Below are 19,907 nucleotides of genomic sequence, written 5' to 3' on the forward strand. Positions count from 1 at the left end.
AAAATCCTCCCTAGGCTTTAATAAGAAGAGCTCTCCACTCTTTATCTCTTTTTATTTCTAGTATTTCAAGACCTTTTTCTTCGACTTGTTTTACTATCTCAGGTAACTTATCTTCAATAATTCCAGAGAATATAATTAAACCATCTTTTTTAACAACTTTAAATATATCTTTTAAAAGAAGTAGAATGACATCAGCTAAAATATTAGCTACAACAACATCAAACTGTTTATCTTGAACAACAGATATTAAATCTCCTAAGAAAACTTGAGCAGTATTTTCAGAAATTTTATTAAGTTCTAAATTTTCTTTTGTAGCTTCAACAGCTAATTCGTCAATATCAGTTCCATAGATATCAGTTGCTCCCAATTTTTCAGCGGCAATCATCAATATTCCAGAACCAGTTCCTACATCGATAACAGTATTTCCAGGTTTGATATTCTCTTCCATTATTTTTAAACAAAGAGAGGTTGTAGGATGAGAACCAGTACCAAAAGCTCTTCCAGGATCTAGTTCAATAACTAATTCATCTTCTTCAGGTTCATATTCTCTCCAAGTAGGTTTAACCACAAACTTTTCACTTACTTTTTCAGGATATAGATATTTTTTCCAACTATTTTGGTAGTCTTCTTCATCGTATTCGTAGAAATCTATAGTAAAAACAACATCATCTCTGTCATTGAATCTTTCTTCAAAAGCAGCCTTTATAAGGTCATTTCTTCTTTGAGAATAAGGATTCATAGGGAAATATGCAGAAACTGCATAGTCAACCATTAAGAATTGCTTTTCATCTTTATAAAAATCTAAAGGATTTTTTGTTTTTAATGGTTCATCGATTTTTAAACCAGTAGCTCCAAATCCATAGAATATATCACAAATCTCTTTTTGAGTATCTTCAATACTATCACTATCAAATATAACTTTTATTTCAACAACTTTCATAAAAACCTTCCTAATTAAATATTCCTAACTCAATAAGAGAAAGGTTGATTCTTTCAATTTTTGTACATTCACCAGTTTCATCATCTAGCTCAATATCTAAGCCATTAATTCTTTCTTTACCTTCAGCAATATCAAATTTTTGTGGTAAAGCAGTTAAGAATTTAGGGATGATTGATTCTTTCTTCATACCTATTATCCCATTATCAGAACCAGTCATTCCAACATCACTGATATAACCAGTACCCTCTAATAAAATTTTGTTGTCTGCAGTTTGAACATGTGTATGTGTTCCATAAACCACAGAAACCTTTCCATCTAAGTAGTTAGCAAGAGCTAATTTTTCTGAAGTAGCTTCAGCATGGAAATCTATTATAATATGTTTACACTCTTTTCTAATCTCTTCAATAAGAGTATTAGCAGTTGTAAAAGGACAATCAATTGGAGGCATAAAAACTCTTCCTTGAAGTGATACAACAGCTATTTTATTTCCTTTTCTATCTTTTAAAATAGAGTACCCAGTACCAGGAACACCGTTAGGATAATTATGTGGACGAAGAAGTCTATTACTTCTATCTAAATAATCATAAATCTCTCTTTTATCCCAAATGTGATTTCCACTTGTAATAATGTCTACTCCCCAATCTAAAATTTCATCACAAAGCTTTGCAGTGATTCCGAATCCAGCAGCAGCATTCTCTCCATTAACAATTATAAAATCATAGTTGTTTTTATATTTATCAAGATATGCTTTTAAAGTTTTTCTACCAGGATTTCCAACAACGTCACCTATAACTAAAACTTTCATTATTTACCTCATTTCTATATTTGTATTACCAAAAAATATTATAACATTTTTTACTAGAAATTAAAACTCAAAAAATACTTAAAAAAAAAACAAATTGCATGTTGACAACTACACGAAAATGGTGTATTATTGAGTCAGATAATAAACAAACTAGGAGTGACGCATATGTTAACTAAAGAGGAATTTTTAAAAAAAATAGGACAAACTGAAGAGGAATTAAAAGCAAAAGGGCTTGAGTTAATGTTTATAGGTGAAGTTGGATATGGTGACGATGAAGATGACGGATGGGATGTAGTTTACATTGATCCAAGTAGATGTGTAGAAGTAGGTATGGGATGTAAGTGTGCTGTTGGTGGAACACTACACGAAAAATTATAAAATATATTTTAGGAAGGCAAGATTTATTTCTTGTCTTTTTTTATTTAAAAAAAATTTAGTTCTATAAAAAAATATGTTATAATTTCAATATAATCATTTCAATAAGGAGCAGATAATGAAAAGTAGTGGTTTAGTCAAAGATAGAATGGGAAATAAGGTAGTTGTTTCAATGTATAAGGAAAGTGCTTGCTCACACTGTAATAACTGTAGTGAAAGTGCTAAAATAGCAAATACTTTTACTTTTATATCTGATAGAGATGATATAAAAAAAGGCGATATAATAACTTTTGAAATGGAAGATAATCAAGTTTTTAAGGCAGCTATGATTGTATATATCCTTCCCTTGATATTTATGTTTTTAGGATATTATTTGGGAGCTAAAATAGGGTTTTCAGAAGGAAAGAGTATACTTACGAGCTTTATAAGTTTAGCTATAACTTTTTTAGGAATATTTTTTTACGATAGAAAAATAGTTAAACATAAAATGGAAAGAGCAGTAAAGATAATAGATATAGAAAGAAAATAGTGAGGGATTGAAATTATGATAAAAAAAATATCAATAGTTTTTGTTTTATTAGTACAACTAACTTTTGCTAAATACTCACAAGTAGATTATTCTAAAATTTTAAACAAAAATGGAAAAGTTTTCGTCAAAAATACTGGGACTCCTTTTACAGGGATGGTAACATTTCAAAAAGATAGAGAGTTTTACAAAAATGGTATACCAGAAGGGAAGTGGTTATCTTTTTATTCGAATGGTAGAATAAAGTCAATAGAAAATTGGAGAAACGGAGAGTTGAATGGAAAGTATGTTTTGTATAGCCAGGATGGACATAAAACATTTCAGACATACTATTTAAAAGGAAAAGACCATGGTTTATTTAAATTGTATCATGAAAATGGAAGACCACATATAGTTGGAAACTTTAATAATGGTCGAGCAATAGGAATTTGGAATTATTATAATCAGAACGGGAAATTGATAGGTAAAAGAGAATATACAATAGATACTAATCATTTTGATCAAACAAATTAAACGTAGGAGAAAATAACCTTATGAAAATAAAATTAAAAAAATACTTTAATAGTTCAATGCTAATAAACCCGGATAAAGCTAAAAGTTTTTATGAAAAAATCAAAGAGGTTTTGAAAAAAGAGGAAGAGGTAGTATTAGATTTTGCAGGAATACAAGTTACGACATTAGTCTTTTTATATGTACTTTTTACTAATTTATGGAATGAATATGGAAATGAGTTAAAAAACAAATTAACTATAAAAAATGCATCGCAAGGGCTTTTTAATCAAATGATTTATTTGAAAGATAATTATAAAGAACTAAAAACAAAGTTTTTAGGTGTTCACCAAAACTTTGAGATAGCATATATAGGATAATTGTTGACAAAATTAATAAAAAATGTTAACATAAAAAAGTAAAGAAACTATACCAAAAAGGGGTGTAAAAAATATGTTTTTTGAAGAGATACAAAATGAAATATATGATAGTACATTTGATGCTGTTTATAACGCATTATTAGAAGAGTTTAAAGAGGGAAAATTAACTATTGAAAGGTTAATGATGAATATAGACGAGCAACAACAAGTGTTATTAAATGGATTTTTTGAAGGAGAAACAAAGTTTGCTTACGCAAGTGCAACAGTAGATGCACACCAATATGCATTAGCAATGATAAAAAAAGGTTTAGCATAATAAAAAGAATGGAATTATTCCATTCTTTTCTTTTTTAATACAAAAAGTATTTGAAAAATATAAAAAATAGAACACCTGAAAAAGAATAAGCGTTCAGAAAAAAAACTTGACATAAAAGTGTTCTTATTATATACTAATCATGAGACCGAATTTGATTGAATAGATCTATATACCCCCCAAAATCTATTTTAATCTTTTTTATTTTTTAACACTCCCCCGTGTTATAAAAAACCCTCCTCCCCAGGAGGGTTTTTTTATTACTACCAAATAAATTTTAAAATAATTGGAGCGATAAAGATGGTTATGATACCAGCAATAACAATAGATAGTGCACTCATAGCACCTTCAGTCTCACCCATTTCAATAGCTTTGCTTGTTCCTACAGCATGGCTAGATATACCTATTCCCAATCCTTTAGCAATAGCATTTTCAATTTTAAATAGTTTTAACATAAATGGTGCAAAGATATTACCAGTTATTCCAGTTACCATGATAGCAAAAACTGTTATGGCAGGAATTCCGCCAAGTAGTTTACTAACCTCAATTCCGATAGGTGTAGTTATAGATTTTGGTACAAAAGATAAAAGAATAACATCTTGAATACCTAATAGTTTTCCAAGAATTAAAACAGAAACAATTGCTGTTATAGACCCAACTAAAGAACCTATTAAAATAATTTTATAATGTTTCTTTAAGCTATCTAACTCTTTATAAAGAGGAATAGCTAAGCAGACAGTTGCAGGAGCTATAAAAAATCCTAAAATATCCCCACCTTTATTGTAATAAGATGTAGGAATATCAAAAATTTTCATAATTGATAGGATTATTACTAACGCAACTAAAATAGGGTTTAAAATTGGTAATTTAAATTTATTAAAAATATCTTTTCCTATTTTAAAAGAAATCAAGCTTATAAATATTCCGAAAAATGCATTATCAAAAAGTATCTCTTTCATCTATTTCTCTCCTTTCATCATAAAATCAACAAATAAAGCTGTAATAACCATTGTAATCAAAGTTGTTAAAACTAGAAGTAAAACTAATTTAAAAAAATCTACTTTTAGTAAATCTACAACATCCAAAAGTTTTATACTTGGTGGAATAAAAGTTATAATCATATTAACGATAAAAAAATCACCAGCATTTTTGATGCTATCTAGTTTGATTATTTTCAGAGAAAGAAAAATAAATAAAAGTATTAAGCCGTTCACAGTTCCAGGAGTAGGAAGATGAAAAACTTTTTCTAAAATAACACCAAGATAGTTAATACTTAAAATAATAAGAAATTCGTATAACACGATAAGCCTCCAGATTTAAATTTTTTTTCTAAAAATACTAAAGAGGTGCCCCAAAGGAACACCTCTAAATTAAAATTAATCTTTTCTTTTCATTTGTGGGAAAAGGATAACGTCTCTTATTGATGGTGCACCAGTTAAAAGCATGATTGCTCTATCGATACCGATACCTAATCCACCTGTAGGAGGTAATGCGTATTCTAAAGCTTCAATGTAATCGTCATCGATAACAGCAGTAGCTTCGTCGTTTCCTAATAAAGCTTCTTCAACTTGAGCTTCTAATCTTCCTCTTTGATCAGCTGGGTCATTTAACTCAGAGAACGCGTTAGCATACTCTCTAGCATCGATAAATAACTCGAATCTGTCAGTAAATCTTCCATCCTCAGCATTTCTCTTAGCTAGAGGAGAGATTTCAACTGGATGTCCATAGATAAATGTTGGTTGTACAATATGTTCTTCACATTTTTGCTCGAAGAATTCATTGATAATATGCCCAACAGTAGTCATGTGATCAGCAACATGAACATTGTGTTCTTTAGCTAAAGCTTTAGCTTCCTCAACAGTTAGGTTTTGCCAGAAATCAGCACCAGTGATATCTTTTATCATATCAACCATGTGAATTCTATTGAATTTATCAAGGTTGATTTCTTTTCCATTGTATTCGATAGTAGTAGTTCCTAAAACATCAGTTGCTAAGAATTGGAACAGACTTTCAGTTAAGTCCATCATATCGTTGTAATCCGCATAAGCTTGGTAAAGTTCCATCATTGTGAATTCAGGGTTATGTCTTGTTGACATACCTTCGTTTCTGAAGTTTCTGTTGATTTCATAAACTTTATCAAATCCACCGATTATTAATCTCTTTAAGTAAAGCTCAGGAGCTATTCTTAAATATAATTCCATATCTAAAGCATTGTGATGAGTTATGAAAGGTCTTGCAGCAGCTCCACCAACGATAGGATGCATCATAGGAGTTTCAACTTCTAAGAATCCTTTTCTGTTTAAGAACTCTCTGATTCCGTTTATGATTCTAACTCTTTTCATGAAAGTATCTTTTACTTCTCTGTTCATGATAAGATCTAAGTATCTTTTTCTATATCTAGTTTCAACGTCAGTTAATCCGTGGAATTTTTCAGGAAGAGCTCTAACGTTTTTAGAAAGTAACTCAACATGAGAACTTCTTAAAGTTAACTCTCCTTTTTGTGTTATAAATAAAGTTCCTTCAACACCGATGATGTCTCCAGCTCCTAATTTTTTAACAATTTCAAAAGACTCTTCTCCAATTTGGTCTTGTCTAATATAAACTTGGATTTTTCCAGTTTGGTCTTCGATATGAGCAAATACAGCTTTACCTTGCTCTCTGAATCCCATGATTCTTCCCGCTGTTTTAAAAGTAGTCTCTGCTTCTGGAGTAGATGCTAAAAGATCTCCAACCATATGAACTTTATCATATTTTTTTCCGAATGGGTAAACTCCAAGAGCTTCAATCTCTTTTATTTTATCCCATTGCTCCATAACAAGACGTTCTTTTGCAACTCTGTCAAAGTATTTTTCCATAGTTTTTTCTCCCTTTTTTAAAATTTATAGTTTCAATAAATATATGCTACTTTTTCTACCCCAAGTACTGCTAGGGTTATTTTCTCTAGACTTTCTTAAGTAATCTTTAGCTTTTTCAATATCACCTTTTCTATGATAAATAACTCCTAAATAATAGTAAAGCTCAGATGTATTTTCATCAGGAGTTGTTATTTTTTCAAAGTCAATAAGAGCTTTGTCAAAATTATTCATCGAGAAATATGTTTTTCCACGATAGAAGTTAAGTTCAGAGATATTTGTAGATGTATTTTCTGCTTTATTAAAGAATATTAATGCTTCATTATAACTTCTTCGATTAAGAGCCTCTATTCCATTTGTTATATCTTTAGATGAGTCAGAAGATGGAGAGATAATAGTTACATTTTCATCTCTTTTCTGATCAATTAAAGAGCTAGAAGGTTCTGATGGTGAAGTTATAAATGTAGGGGTATCTGTAGTTGTTGCAGAAGAAGTACCACCTAAGCTTAGATAGTAGTTTCCTTTATCATTATCCCCATTTTTTGTATATAATGAACCAATTAAAAAGGCCAATTCTTGACTTTGAGAGTCGCTATAGAATTTTTCTAAAAATTGAAGTTCATCTAATGTTGCACTATTTTTTTCTTTAATAGCTCTCATTACTTCAGTATTTAGTTTTAAATTATTTCTATTGTAATCTAAATAGTAATTGTTAATAACAAAGCTTCCAGAACTAGCTTTTTCTTCGAAAGCAAGAAGCTTTATATTTTCTTCCTCATTAAGTGAAAAGTTTTCTTTTAAATATCTAATCTCTTTATTAATTAAAACTTTATTTTCACTTGTAGAGCTTAGGTCTAGTACCATAAATGCAACATCTTTCTGTCTGCTGTTCGTAGGGAATGCAGCAAGATATAGTTGGGCACTTTTTACCAATAAATCTAAATTTTTATTATTGTAGCTGTTTAAAATTATATCATAATTATCTTTCTCAGTAAAATTATATTTCAATTTATTTTTTATCTTAACAGTACCAATATATGTGAAACCTCTATAAATTTCAGCTACATATTCACCTTGGTATAAACTGTTGAAATTTAAAGAGTTATTACTGATATTAAAAGTATAATCACTTTTAATAGGAGAGGAAATCATTTTCACTCTATCAGCATTAATGTTATTAATAATTAGTGTTTCACCTGCATAAACTTCCATAGGTGCTAAAACTTGAGAAGGTAGATACTCACGAATAGCGCTACTAGATAAGTCTCTTTGTGTTAAATCAAATAAATAAGTTACACCAGATTCATTCAGGAAAAAATTGTCCTGTGGTAAAACTGGATTTTTAACACTAGGAACAACAACTTGAGTTTGCTTTGGAAGTTGTGTTTGAAGATTTGTACAACTAAAAAGAACTAACGCTGTTGTAGAAATTAAAAATATTTTTTTCATTTACCCCTCCTTTAATAAAAAATAGAGCAAAGAGATTGCTCTATTCTAGCTTTTATTGTACCTCAATTATTTCAATCTCTAATTGGTTTATCTCTATACCATTATCATATATAACATAGGCAATTGTCAACTTATTTTCAGAATAAACATATTTTTTACAAAAAACTGTAAAGTTCTTTTTTAAATATGGAGTATTATAAATAAAATCAGTTTTTGAATCAGGTTTTATGATAAGAGTACTTTCGATTTCACCAAACTTAAAAATCTCGGTAAGATAAGGGGACATTCTTATTTCACCTTTTCCATACTTATTATCATAAGTGAAAGCAGTAGTTTCGTCTGAAACTACTTTTTGAGCAATCATTTTTTGGGAGATTTTTTCACCGAAAGAATCAGTGCTATTAATTATTATTTTAGCCATTAATAGTAGTCCTTTTCATCGTCGTCATATCCCATATCATAATAATCATCGTGATCATAAGAATCTTCACGGTCGTAATATTCGTCATCATCCCAATCACCGATATTGTCTGCTCCTAAATATTCTTCTTTCCAGAAATCTAAAACAGAGTTTATTTCGTTTGAGTCATCAACAGCAATTAGATCATCCTCATCCTCGTCATATAAGAATATATAGTTAGTTCCGTCAGAATCCTCAGTTATAAGGTATTCCTTATCTCTAATAATAAGATTTTCTAAGACTGTTATTTCAAACTCCTCGTCATCGATGATGTGATAAAAAGTTTCTCCTTGCGAATACATTGTTTCCTCCTAATAATTTATAAAAATAAAATAAAAAAATAAAATTAAAAACTACTTATGATATTTAGTATTTTTTATTATACTAAACCATCTATAAATTTGCTCAATTAATATTAATCTCATTAATTGATGCGGGAAAGTCATTTTAGAAAAGCTAAGTCTTAAATCTGCAGCTTTTCTAATTTCCTCAGAAACGCCATAAGAACCACCGATTATAAAGTTGATAGTGTTATCACCATTAACTCCAATTTTTTCGATATGCGATGCCATTTCTTCCGATGAAAAATTCTTTCCACTGATATCTAAGAGAATTTTAAAACCTTTATTTTTTTCTAAAGTTTCTAAAATTGCTTTTGATTCCTTTTCAATAGAGATATTTCGATTAGAATCGTTACCATCTTCTTTTAATTCAAAAACTTTTAATTTACCAAATGCTTGAAGTCTTTTAGCAAATTCTTGAATTCCATCTAAAATATATTTTTCTTTAATTTTTCCAACACAAATAATATTTATATTCATTTTCTTTTGAATCCTTTCTCCATATCTAATAGGTTTATTTTAAATGTTATTGGTCTTCCATGAGGACAAGTGAACCGACCTATCTTATGAAGATCTAATATAAGTTTTTCCATTTCGGAAATAGTTAGTTTTTCGTTAGCTTTAATAGCGCTTCTACAAGACATAGAAATAATCATACTTTCGATAACTTCATTTTTTGAGTTAACCTTATTTAATCCTTCTAATACTTCGAAAAAAATATTTTCAAAAGAATCTTTACTTTTCAAAGAAGGGACAGATCTAATTAAAAAATCTAAATCATTAAATTGATCTATTTCAAAGCCAAAATCTTCAAAAAAGTTAATTTTTTCTTTTAGAAGTTCAATCTGTTTTAAAGTTAAAGAAACTTTTATAGGAACGAGTAAGGTTTGTGAAGAAATCTTATGTTGACTATACTCGCTTTTAAGCTGTTCGTAGAGAATTCTTTCGTGAACAATATGTTGATCATAAATAATTAAATCGCCATCCTCTTCAACTAAGATAAAAGAATTTGAAAATTGTCCTATGATTCGTATATTTTTTAAAGGTGTTTTTGAAACATCCTCTTTAATATTCGAAATTTTATTTTCTATAGAATCTATAGAATTCGAAGAAGTTATATTTTTGACTTCTTTTTCAGCATAGTTATCTAAAGATTCTATTGTAAGAGCCAATGGTTTTCCTTCTGTTTTAATAGGAGAAAATTTACTTGGCAATTCAAAACTAGAAACTTCTTTCTTTTTAGAAAACATATTATTTTCTTCAAAAGAAATTTTATTTTCCTCTTTTACATCTTCCATTCTTTTTATATCATTAATTTCAAAATTTTCAAAAGAATTTTTTTGATTATTTAAATTTTTCACTTCATTAATATCGAGCTCATCAAAATCAACAGTTTGCTTTTTTACTTCCAAAATTGGAGTAGTAAAATCTTTGTTAATATTTAAAGCTGAATTAACAACAGAGTAAATTTCATGATAAATTTTATTTTCATCTGAAAACTTAATAATTTTTTTAGAAGGATGAACATTAACATCGATAGATTTAGGATCAACCTTTAAATTAATTATAGCGAATGGGTATTTCCCTTTCATAAGGTGAGTATAGTAGGCATCAATTAAAGCTTCCTCTATAATTTTAGATTTAACAGGTCTACTATTAACAAAGGTGAAAATAAAATCTTTAGTAGATCTAGTTAAAGAAAGGTTACCAACATAACCAAATTCAACATTTTTTAAATTCTTAAGCACAGAAACTCCAAAAAGTTCAATAAGGGTGTTTTCTATTCCGTTACCACTTGTACGAATGCTTTCTTTGCCATCAATACAAAGTATAATAGAAACACTTGGATTTGCAATCGCCTCTTGTAAAACAATTTCCTTTATTTTGGTATTTTCAGTCATATCTTTTCTTAAGAATTTTAATCTTGCAGGAGTATTAAAGAATAAATCCTTAATCTCTATTTCAGTACCAGAACTTTTTTGAATTTCTTTTAGATTTGTTATTTTTCCACCCGAAACATTGATTGAATAACCAATGGAATCATCTTTTCTTTTTGTTGAAATAATCATTTTGGAAACAGCGGCAATAGAAGAAAGAGCTTCCCCTCTAAAACCATAAGTATTTAAATTAAAAAGGTCCTCTTTAGAAGCGATTTTACTAGTAGCATGTCTTTCAATACAAAGAAGAAGATCTTCTCTAGACATTCCTTTACCATCATCGGTAAATTTAATATCTTTCCCACCTTTTTTTACATCTATTTTAACATATTTACTATCTGCATCAAGTGAGTTCTCTAGAAGTTCTTTGATTAAACTTGCTGGATTTTCAACAACTTCACCGGCAGCAATCATATTCGAAAGAGACTCGTCTAAAATTTTAATAATTCCCAAAATATCACCTCCCACAAAAATTATAACATTATTTATTATTATACAGATTTAAAATAATTTCAACTATTTTTTTTATAAAATATAAATTTTTTAGTAAAAATTATATGATATAATAAAATATAAAGTACTTATAAGGAGTGAAAAATGAGATATTTACAAATTATAATATTGCTAATGACCCTTGGAATTAAAAGTTTTTCATACAATGTTGATGATTATATATTCTTTAATAAAGGTTTAGAAGCTAATGACAAAAGAGATTATAAAAACAGTTTGTTTTTTTATGAAATTTATCAAAAAAATTTTCCATATTCATATCCATTAAGAAGCAATTATGCTAAATTTTATATTGCAAAAAATTATATGGATATGGGGAGACTAGATGATGCACTTTTATATTTTTCAAGAGCCGTTTATGTTCCTGAGAAATATGTGAAGCAAGAGGTAAAAAAATCGAACTATTTTCAATATAGACGTGATTATTTTTCTGGTGAGATTTATCTTAAAAAAAATGATTTAGAAAAATCCAATGAATATTTTAAGAGATTAGTTTTAGATTATTACGATCCACAATTAGAACCTTATGAAAAAAAGGCGTTAAAAATATTAGAGAAAACAAATGAAAAATATAAAAAAATATATGAAGTTAAATATGACAATAATTTCGAATCTTTAAATGAGATGAGTGTGGATGAACTTAACAAATTAAGTGATTATTTTTATCAAAAACGAAAATACAAGAGTGTAATAGCTGTTTTAGATAAAGTGGGAAGTTTTGAAGAATTGAATTATGATAGAAAGCAAATTTATATTCAGAGCTTGTTGAGATTAGAAGAGAATAAAAAAGTTATAGAGTTAACAACAGATGTAAATAGTGACGAGATGAGATTGAGTTTTTACAGAGGGATAGCTTTTGAGCAGAGTAAAGATTTTCCAAGAGCTATATATAACTATGGAGTGATAAAAGATTTAAGATTGAAAGATAGAGCACTTTTCAGAATAGCAAGAATATATTATCAATTAGAGGATTATAAAAAGGCTAAAGATACACTTGAAAAGACGACTAAAAGAGATGAAAGTATAGATAGTTTACTTTTAGATATATACATAAAATTACAAAATAAAAAGAGATTTATAGCTGATTACAACAAATTTAAAGAGTTGTATCCACAGAATCCGAAAATGGGATTGTATTATATGGTTTATAATAAATTGAATAAGAAAATTGAAAACCCATGGGAGTTAGCAAACTATAATATTTTCTTTACAAGTAATTATGTTGTAAGGAGTTATTTGAACTCGTTAAATGATTTTGAAATAAAAAATACTTATAAAGAGGAAGTTTTAAAAAATGCATTAACTGAAATTGGAAAGTTGGGTAGATCAGAACTTTTGGAGGTAGCAGTTCAAAGTAGTAATTTTGATTTAGATTCGGAAAGTGTTCAAGATAAAATAACAATAATGAATAGCTTTGTAGATAGTGAATTTTATAAAGAAGCCTTTGATAAAGTGTCTGAATATAAAAGGGAATTTTATAGATATAAAAATTTACTGCACTATATTTATCCAAAATATTATAGAAAAGATGTTGAAAAAGCAAGAAGAAATTATATACTTCCTCAATCGTTGATATATACAGTTATGTATACTCAAAGTGGATTTGATAAAGAAAGCATTCAGTTTGGAAAAGTTGGTTTGATGGGAATTCCAGAAGAGTTAATAAAAGGAAGAGAAGAGGAATATTTTGATTCAGCCAAGAATATAGAAGAGGGAACTAGGAACTTAAAAAATGTATATGAAAAAAATAATGGAATGATTTTAAAAACCTTAATAGAGTATTTATATGGTGAAAAAGTGGTCAAAAATTTAAACTTTGAATTAGATGGAGATCTTAAATTGGAGACAATAACAGATGAAAAATTCCAAAGAGAGATAGAGGAAATTGTTTATACATATGCTTTTTATAGTGCTATATACAATTAATAATAAAATTAAAAGGACGGCAAAATGAGAAATACAAAATGGATATATAAATCTGAAGAATTCAAAAAAGAAGATATAGTATTAGATAGAGATATAGAACAGATACTTTACAATAGAGGAGTCATATCAAAAGATGAAATAAATTTTTTTATAGATGGAACTCTAGAAAATCTTATGAATCCTAGTGAGTTAGTGGATGTTGATAAGGGGGTTCAAAGAATATTAGAGGCCAGAGACAAAAATCAGAGTGTTTGGATATATGGAGATTATGATGTTGATGGAATAACTTCTACCTCTTTGTGCTATTTAGCATTAAAAGAGATAGGGATAGATGTGAGATATTATATTCCCTTGAGAGATGAGGGGTATGGTTTGAATAAGGATGCTTTGACATACATAGCAGGAGAGGGAGGAAATTTAATAATAACAGTAGATTGTGGTATATCTTCAATTGACGAGGTTAGTCATTCCAATACGCTGGGAATGGATATGATAATAACGGATCATCATGAGATAAATAATGTTTTACCATCAGCATACGCAGTTATAAATCCCAAGAGAGAGGATAATAAAAGCGATTATAAATATTTTGCAGGTGTTGGTACAGCTTTTATGCTTCTTTTAGCTTTGTATAAAGAATTAGGGAAAAAGAACGATATATATAAATATTTAGATATAGTTGCTATTGGAACTATAGCTGATATCGTGCCATTAAAAGGTCAGAATAGGCTTTTGGTTAAGAGGGGATTAGAGTTATTAAAAAGTAGTAAGTGGCAAGGGTTAAATATGCTTATGAAAAGGTTGTATGAAAATCCGATGGATAAGAAATTTGATACATATGATGTAGGTTTTATAATCGCACCAATTTTTAATGCTGCAGGAAGATTAGAAGATGCAAAGATGGCTGTAGAACTATTTGTAAGCGATTCACATGTGGTTTGTGATAATCTAATATATGAGTTGATAAATAAGAATAGTGAAAGAAAAGAGATACAAGAAGATATTTTAAAAAAGGCTATTGAAAAAATAGAGGAAAAAAAATTGGATGAAAAGAGTGTAATTGTTGTTGCGGAAGAGAAATTTCATCATGGGGTAATAGGGATTGTGGCATCGAAGATATTAGATAGATACTATAAGCCAACAGTTATAATGGAGATAAAACCTGAAGAGGGCATAGCGACAGCTTCGTGTAGGAGTATAGAGGCATTTAATATGATAGAAGCTTTAAATTCTATGAGAGAGTTGTTTGTTAAGTATGGAGGGCATGCTGGAGCTGCAGGTTTTTCAATTCCAATTGAAAATATAGAGGAGTTTTCAGAAAGAATAGATAAGTATGCTTTTGAAAATTTAAGCAATGAAGATACGAAAAAACCTATAAAAATAGATTGTGAACTTTCGATGATTAAGATATCTTTTGATTTAATGGATAAATTATCGTTATTAGAACCATATGGATTTGGAAATGCTTCACCTTTGTTTTCGATAAGAAATTGTAAGTATTCAAATTTTAGAGCGATAGGAAAAGAAAAAAATCATTTGATGATGGATTTAATAAAAGATGGAGTAGAAATAAAAAATTGTGTTTGGTTTAACAGTGAAGATATGTTAGAAACAATTTTAAATAACCAAGAGATTGACGTAGCTTTTAAATTAAAAATGGAAACTTATAAGGACAAATATCAATATAAAATCTTTATAGAGGATATAAAACCTTCGATAAAAACTTTAAATAATTACTCGGAATATCAAACTTTATACAATTTAAAATTTCCTATAAAATCGATATTTTATACAAGAAGAGATGTTGAAAATGAGAGATTAAATATTACATTTATAAATGAGGATGTTTCTATTAATAGCGGAAAAAATAGTGTTGGATTTTTAGATAATCAAACAAAAGTTTTATTAAAAAAAATGAAGGACTATTATGGATATACTTTTAATGTTAAAGTTGAAAAAATTATAAAAAAAGAAGAAAATTATAATGTGCATATTTTAATAGAGAAAAATGAAGAGTTCAAAAGTCTAGCTATTGAAGCAGGAAGTTTATTTAGGGATATAAAAACATTTTTAATTGGAGATTTAGAATATAACTCTTTACAAAAGAGAATTCTTAGAACTGTATTTAAAGAGAAGAAAAAAGTTGTTGTAAATTGCGAGATAGGAAGAGGAATAGAAACAGTCATAAAGACAATAGAGTTATACAATAGAATGACAGGGAAAAAAGTGTGTGTGGTTAGAGATAAAGAGGAAAGAAAGGAAGGGGGGGATTATTATATCTATATAGGTGAAGCATTAAAAACCGGAGAAGAGTATGATTTGATAATTGGAAAAAATAAGGTAAAGTATGATGGATATGATTATATAGAAGATAGCTATAAAATATTAGATAATATAAAAATTGTCGACGAAAGAGAGCTTTCAGGCTTTGAAAAAATTTTTAGTAAAAAATTATCCCAAGGTGAGAAAATAAAAGCTATTCACGAGATAAAAAATGGAATGAAATATTTCGCAACAGAAGATATAAAAGTTATATTCTAAATGTTGTGGTAAGGATAACTGTATAAAGAGGAAAAGTTGTTACTTTTAAGTATAAAATTCTTAGGATACTTTAACTTAAAAATGGCGGTGAGATAATGTATAAAGAAATGACAGCTAAAATAAGGGTTTCTTTGAGAGAGCAATGGTTTTATCATGTTATAATAGGAGTGTTATTTTTAATTTATACAGCGATTGTAATATTAGGAAATGGAATATTTTTAGATGATATTGTGAAAGTTTTGGGATTTTTATTTTTGATGACAGGAATTGGAAATTTAATATACTCCTTTTCTGGAATAGGAGAAAGAGAATTTCATTGGGGTGAGATTTTCTTTTGGGGTATAATCGAAGTTTTCTCAGGATGGATTCTACTGTCTGAGAGATTGCTTGTAGCCGAGAAGAACTTAATTGATGAGGTTAGTTTGGCTATTGAAAAGGTTATTGCTTCGAAGGTTGAACTTAGAGGCTATCTTATTATATTTTACATAGGAACCTTTTTAATGTTTAGAGGAATAAGCCATATAGTGACAAAAATATATGAAGACGATGGAATCAACCATAACAAGACTTTAGTTGTTATAAAGAGAATATTGATATTAGATGGTTTTATAGATTTTATATTTGGAGTCTTAGTGACTTTATCGATGTATTTAGCTCAAGGCGTATTTTACTATATTGTATTTACATATATATTTATAACTTCTATATTAACTATTATATTTGGATTAGGAACGAAATATTCTTTGAAAATTGAGAAAAATGAATTCTTAGAGAGTGAAGTTTTAGAAAAAAATGGTGAAAAAAAAGAGACAATGTGATTTGTCTCTTTTTTATTATTTAATACTATTTGTTGTTTGCTCTAAAATCATCTAATCTCTTATAAAGCATAAGAGCAGCACTGTTTAAAAGTTTATCTTTGATAAATTCGTTTGTTGGATTTTCAAAGTAGTCTGTAGCAATTAGAGTAGCTAAACCATGTCCGAATAACCAGCAATCTAAAAATAAATCATTTTTAAATTCAGTGGGAAGATTATTAAATCTTTCATCTTTCTCCATTTCAACTTTCATTAAGTCTCTGAATTTTTTTAATAGATTAGCATAAGAGTTATCTCTTAAAAATATAGATTTGAATAATTGTTTCTCTTCTCTTGCAAAAGTGCAAAGTCCGATACCGCTATTAAGGAAAACCATATCTGTTTCAGGTTTCATAACATATTCCATAAATATGTTTTTTGCTTTTTCGATAAGCTCTAATTTAAGCTCATCCATAGATGTGTAACAGCTATAGATAGGTGCTGGTGAGCAATGTAAAGCTTTAGCTAAATTTCTTGCTGTTATTTCATCTAAACCGTATTTAACAAACATTTCAAAAGCTTTTGCATGTATTTGTTCTCTTTTAAAAATAGCTTTTTTTGGCATAAGGCCTCCTAAAAAATTAGAATTTTTTTACAAAGTTAATACCTATACTAGATATTTCTTTTTCGTATTTTATATTTTCAACAGTTCTTGTGTCGTAGAAGTAGTGGTTAAATGCTACTGTCCATTCCATAGTTTCGTTTGGTCTGTATTTAACTCCAGTACCAACCATTGTTGAATCAAGTGCGTATTCAGTTGCAGCAAAACTCTTATCTGGTGCTCCAGTGTCAGCGTAGTTGAATCCAACTAACCAAGCGAATTGGTTTGTGAACCAGTACTCAGAACCTACAGAGATTTCCCATCCGTTATCGTAGTCAGTTGAAGTTTTTCCGATTCTATCCATAGTAGCTGATTCGTTGAAGTAGTAGTTACCACCGATGAATGTTGTCCATTGATCAGTTACTTTATAAGATACTCCTAAAGCAGCTAAAGCAGGTAAGTCTCTTCTTATTTTTTGTCCATCTTTATAAACTGGGTATAATCCAAGTAGTGCATCAGATAATCCAATGCTAGGGATTTCGATAATATCAGGAATACTAATAGCATTACCATAAGTATTGTCGTTTACATCTGATTTTGTTTTGAATTTCATTTTAACTTTTGAATCATATCTGAATCCGATGTTTAATCTATCGTTAGGTGCATAGTTTAAACCAAATTGAGCTCCGATACCAACAGCAGTTCTTTCAGAATCGATAGAGGCTTCACCAGCTTTGATTAAAGGGAGTTTCAAACCAGGCTTTCCTATTAAATCGCCTGCGTTTATATTTGTATCAACATTTGACTTAGCTTTTAAAGTTCTTTTTCCATAAACTCCTCTAAGAGCAACTGAGGCTGACCATTTGTCAGTTAAGTTGTATGCTTTTCCTAAAGTTGTTTGAGCATACATATTTGATCCTTCTATATTAGTGTTGCTCAAGAATTGATTGAAATCAATCCCAGCAACGCTAAGTGGAATACTATCCTTATACTCAAGAGTAGCTCCTCCACCTACTCCACCAACTGTCCAGAAGTATGCTCCATCATCTGTTTTCTTATATAAAGCGAAGTTTGGAATTGGAGAAGACAAGTTAGTTGAGAAGTCTCTACCATCTTGCTGCATATTTTGATCCCCGAAAGCGTACTGAACTCCCCCTACGAAATAAGTTCCGTTTTCTAATCTCATAAGACCAGCAGGGTTAAAGTAAACTGTAGATCCAACGTTTATAGCTCCTTGTTGTGCAGGGTTAGCTCCGTACTCAGCTGAGTAGTTTTGTATATGATCTATCGATGCTCCCATTGTAGAAACACTTAGACTAGCAATTAGTGCTAATAGTGATAATTTAAATCTGTTCATTATATATAATCCTCCCTAGTTTTTCAAAATTACTAGTGTAATATAACATACGTTTTTAAAAATTACAAGTGTTTTTTAAATAGTGACAATATACGAAATTGTTGAATTCGATTTGTTTGATTAAGGTAAAAGTCGAAAGATCTATCTCTGGGAAATGAGTATCCCCACTATAGTCTCCTTTTATATGAGATATATGTAACTCCTCAACTTGAGGAAAAAAATATTCGTATATTGATTTTCCGCCGATAACGAATATTTTTTTATTTAATTGTGTTTGTAGATGTTTGGCTTTTTCTAAAGCTTTATCTGGAGAATTAAAAACTTCTATATTGTTAGAAGTGAAGTTTGTGTTGTTTGTTAAAACAATATTAATTCTGTCAGGAAGAGCTTTTCCTATGGATTCAAAAGTTTTTCTTCCCATAATTACAATGTTGTTTGTTGTAATCTCTTTAAAGAGTTTTAAATCTTCTGGGATATTCCAAGGCATATAGTTGTTATACCCGATAAGGTTATTTTTATCCATTGCAACTATAAGTGAAATCATAAGCCTATTCTCCTAAATCAAAGTCATTTTGTCTAAGAGCTTCATAAAGAACAATAGCAGCCGAGTTTGAAAGATTTAATGACCTTCCCATCTTTATCATTGGAATTGTGATACATGTTTCTGCATTTGCTTCTCTGATTTCCGCAGGAATTCCTCTAGATTCTGGTCCGAATACGATGAAGTCATTAGGTGCATACTTAACATCAGAATATTTTTGTGTTGTCTTTGTTGTAGCAAAATAAAAATTTGAATCAGGATATGCCGCTCTTAGTTCTTCGTAGTTTTCCCAGACTTTTAAGTCTATCATATCCCAATAGTCAAGACCTGATCTTTTGATTTGTTTTTCATCTAAAGAAAACCCTAAAGGTTTTATAAGATGAAGTGTAGTGTTTGTAAGAACACAGCTTCTTCCAATGTTTCCTGTATTGTAAGGAATTTCTGGTTCCATTAGTACTATATTCATAAAATCCTCCTTAAGTTGATGTAATTCTAATACCAATTTTAACATAAATTTTTTTATAAAACAAAAAAAGATTTTTTTATATTATTATTGTAGTAAAACGAAAAAATAAGTTAAATCTAAAATTAAAACTGGAAATTGTGGAGAAGTTAAAATAAAAAACAAAAAAGTTGTTGACGAAGTTTAAAATTTATGGTACTATAATTTTTGTCAGCGGGAAACACCGCAGATGAAGAACGAAAAGGACATTAACAACCGAATAGAGAAAATAGTCAGAAGTTATGAAAATAACAAAATGCCAGAAATG

The 19,907-nt window shown here is 29.0% G+C and carries 22 protein-coding genes; 8 read left to right on the plus strand and 14 right to left on the minus strand.

The features are described 5' to 3' along the window. Positions 1 to 10: 10 nt before the first annotated feature. Together prmA and L992_RS02100 are read right to left on the minus strand one after the other, a co-directional pair. The gene (prmA, locus tag L992_RS02095; RefSeq protein WP_047380551.1) at positions 11 to 940 is read right to left on the minus strand and encodes a 50S ribosomal protein L11 methyltransferase; all 930 of its coding nucleotides are present in this window, start codon (positions 938 to 940) and stop codon (positions 11 to 13) included. 10 nt (positions 941 to 950) lie between these two features. Then, entirely contained in the window at positions 951 to 1,745 is a 795-nt protein-coding gene (locus tag L992_RS02100; protein WP_047380550.1) for a TIGR00282 family metallophosphoesterase, read from the minus strand. Between the two features lie 165 nt (positions 1,746 to 1,910). Between L992_RS02100 and L992_RS02105 the strand changes: the two genes are divergently transcribed. From L992_RS02105 to L992_RS02125, 5 genes are all read left to right on the plus strand, one after another. Beyond that, positions 1,911 to 2,123: a hypothetical protein gene (locus L992_RS02105; protein ID WP_047380549.1), complete on the plus strand. Its 213-nt coding sequence runs from the start codon at positions 1,911 to 1,913 to the stop codon at positions 2,121 to 2,123. Positions 2,124 to 2,238: 115 nt separating this feature from the next. Next, positions 2,239 to 2,649, plus strand: coding sequence for a SoxR reducing system RseC family protein (locus L992_RS02110; RefSeq protein ID WP_052191618.1), 411 nt, complete (start codon positions 2,239 to 2,241; stop codon positions 2,647 to 2,649). Between the two features lie 15 nt (positions 2,650 to 2,664). Beyond that, on the plus strand, positions 2,665 to 3,159 hold the full coding sequence (locus L992_RS02115) for a toxin-antitoxin system YwqK family antitoxin (protein ID WP_052191617.1): 495 nt from the start codon (positions 2,665 to 2,667) through the stop codon (positions 3,157 to 3,159). Positions 3,160 to 3,179: 20 nt separating this feature from the next. Then, complete coding sequence (locus L992_RS02120) at positions 3,180 to 3,515, plus strand: STAS-like domain-containing protein (RefSeq protein WP_047380547.1); 336 nt, start codon at positions 3,180 to 3,182, stop codon at positions 3,513 to 3,515. A 73-nt stretch (positions 3,516 to 3,588) separates the two neighbouring features. Continuing rightward, positions 3,589 to 3,831 carry a hypothetical protein gene (locus tag L992_RS02125; protein WP_047380545.1) on the plus strand — a complete coding sequence of 81 codons (243 nt, stop codon included), beginning with the start codon at positions 3,589 to 3,591 and terminating at the stop codon, positions 3,829 to 3,831. Positions 3,832 to 4,091: 260 nt separating this feature from the next. Here the strand turns inward: L992_RS02125 and L992_RS02130 are convergent, their stop codons facing one another. From L992_RS02130 to mutL, 8 genes are all read right to left on the minus strand, one after another. Next, positions 4,092 to 4,787, minus strand: a complete 696-nt coding sequence (locus L992_RS02130; protein WP_047380543.1) for an LrgB family protein — start codon at positions 4,785 to 4,787, stop codon at positions 4,092 to 4,094. Continuing rightward, positions 4,788 to 5,129, minus strand: coding sequence for a CidA/LrgA family protein (locus tag L992_RS02135; protein WP_047380541.1), 342 nt, complete (start codon positions 5,127 to 5,129; stop codon positions 4,788 to 4,790). 75 nt (positions 5,130 to 5,204) lie between these two features. Further along, complete coding sequence (lysS, locus tag L992_RS02140) at positions 5,205 to 6,683, minus strand: lysine--tRNA ligase (RefSeq protein ID WP_047380539.1); 1,479 nt, start codon at positions 6,681 to 6,683, stop codon at positions 5,205 to 5,207. A 24-nt stretch (positions 6,684 to 6,707) separates the two neighbouring features. Next, positions 6,708 to 8,129 carry a M48 family metallopeptidase gene (locus tag L992_RS02145; protein ID WP_047380537.1) on the minus strand — a complete coding sequence of 474 codons (1,422 nt, stop codon included), beginning with the start codon at positions 8,127 to 8,129 and terminating at the stop codon, positions 6,708 to 6,710. A gap of 52 nt (positions 8,130 to 8,181) precedes the next feature. Next, positions 8,182 to 8,550, minus strand: a complete 369-nt coding sequence (locus tag L992_RS02150; protein WP_047380535.1) for a DUF1934 family protein — start codon at positions 8,548 to 8,550, stop codon at positions 8,182 to 8,184. Further along, a complete protein-coding gene (locus L992_RS02155) occupies positions 8,550 to 8,891 on the minus strand; it encodes a hypothetical protein (protein WP_047380533.1) in 342 nt (113 codons plus the stop codon). The genes L992_RS02150 and L992_RS02155 overlap by 1 nt, the downstream gene beginning before the upstream one ends. 51 nt (positions 8,892 to 8,942) lie before the next feature. Continuing rightward, positions 8,943 to 9,410: a 23S rRNA (pseudouridine(1915)-N(3))-methyltransferase RlmH gene (gene rlmH, locus L992_RS02160; RefSeq protein ID WP_047394126.1), complete on the minus strand. Its 468-nt coding sequence runs from the start codon at positions 9,408 to 9,410 to the stop codon at positions 8,943 to 8,945. Next, positions 9,407 to 11,320 carry a DNA mismatch repair endonuclease MutL gene (gene mutL / locus L992_RS02165; RefSeq protein ID WP_047394127.1) on the minus strand — a complete coding sequence of 638 codons (1,914 nt, stop codon included), beginning with the start codon at positions 11,318 to 11,320 and terminating at the stop codon, positions 9,407 to 9,409. The genes rlmH and mutL overlap by 4 nt, the downstream gene beginning before the upstream one ends. A 144-nt stretch (positions 11,321 to 11,464) precedes the next feature. Here mutL and L992_RS02170 point away from each other — a divergent pair, with 144 nt between their 5' ends. From L992_RS02170 to L992_RS02180, 3 genes are all read left to right on the plus strand, one after another. Next, positions 11,465 to 13,303 carry a tetratricopeptide repeat protein gene (locus tag L992_RS02170; protein ID WP_047394128.1) on the plus strand — a complete coding sequence of 613 codons (1,839 nt, stop codon included), beginning with the start codon at positions 11,465 to 11,467 and terminating at the stop codon, positions 13,301 to 13,303. A gap of 24 nt (positions 13,304 to 13,327) precedes the next feature. Further along, the gene (gene recJ / locus L992_RS02175) at positions 13,328 to 15,844 is read left to right on the plus strand and encodes a single-stranded-DNA-specific exonuclease RecJ (RefSeq protein WP_047394129.1); all 2,517 of its coding nucleotides are present in this window, start codon (positions 13,328 to 13,330) and stop codon (positions 15,842 to 15,844) included. 95 nt (positions 15,845 to 15,939) lie between these two features. Then, positions 15,940 to 16,662, plus strand: coding sequence for a hypothetical protein (locus tag L992_RS02180; protein ID WP_047380525.1), 723 nt, complete (start codon positions 15,940 to 15,942; stop codon positions 16,660 to 16,662). A gap of 25 nt (positions 16,663 to 16,687) precedes the next feature. On the opposite strand, the gene L992_RS02185 is transcribed toward L992_RS02180, so the two are convergent. The 4 genes from L992_RS02185 to L992_RS02200 are packed head-to-tail and all read right to left on the minus strand — an operon-like array spanning position 16,688 to position 19,603. Then, on the minus strand, positions 16,688 to 17,263 hold the full coding sequence (locus L992_RS02185; RefSeq protein ID WP_047380523.1) for a TetR/AcrR family transcriptional regulator: 576 nt from the start codon (positions 17,261 to 17,263) through the stop codon (positions 16,688 to 16,690). Between the two features lie 16 nt (positions 17,264 to 17,279). After that, positions 17,280 to 18,596 carry an OmpP1/FadL family transporter gene (locus tag L992_RS02190; RefSeq protein WP_047394130.1) on the minus strand — a complete coding sequence of 439 codons (1,317 nt, stop codon included), beginning with the start codon at positions 18,594 to 18,596 and terminating at the stop codon, positions 17,280 to 17,282. 55 nt (positions 18,597 to 18,651) lie between these two features. Continuing rightward, positions 18,652 to 19,140 (minus strand): dihydrofolate reductase, encoded by a 489-nt coding sequence (locus L992_RS02195; RefSeq protein WP_047394131.1) that lies wholly within the window; start codon positions 19,138 to 19,140, stop codon positions 18,652 to 18,654. Positions 19,141 to 19,144: 4 nt separating this feature from the next. Then, positions 19,145 to 19,603, minus strand: coding sequence for a tRNA (cytidine(34)-2'-O)-methyltransferase (locus L992_RS02200; RefSeq protein WP_047380517.1), 459 nt, complete (start codon positions 19,601 to 19,603; stop codon positions 19,145 to 19,147). Positions 19,604 to 19,907: the final 304 nt, after the last annotated feature.

This window comes from Cetobacterium sp. ZOR0034 (assembly GCF_000799075.1).
Lineage (GTDB): Bacteria > Fusobacteriota > Fusobacteriia > Fusobacteriales > Fusobacteriaceae > Cetobacterium_A.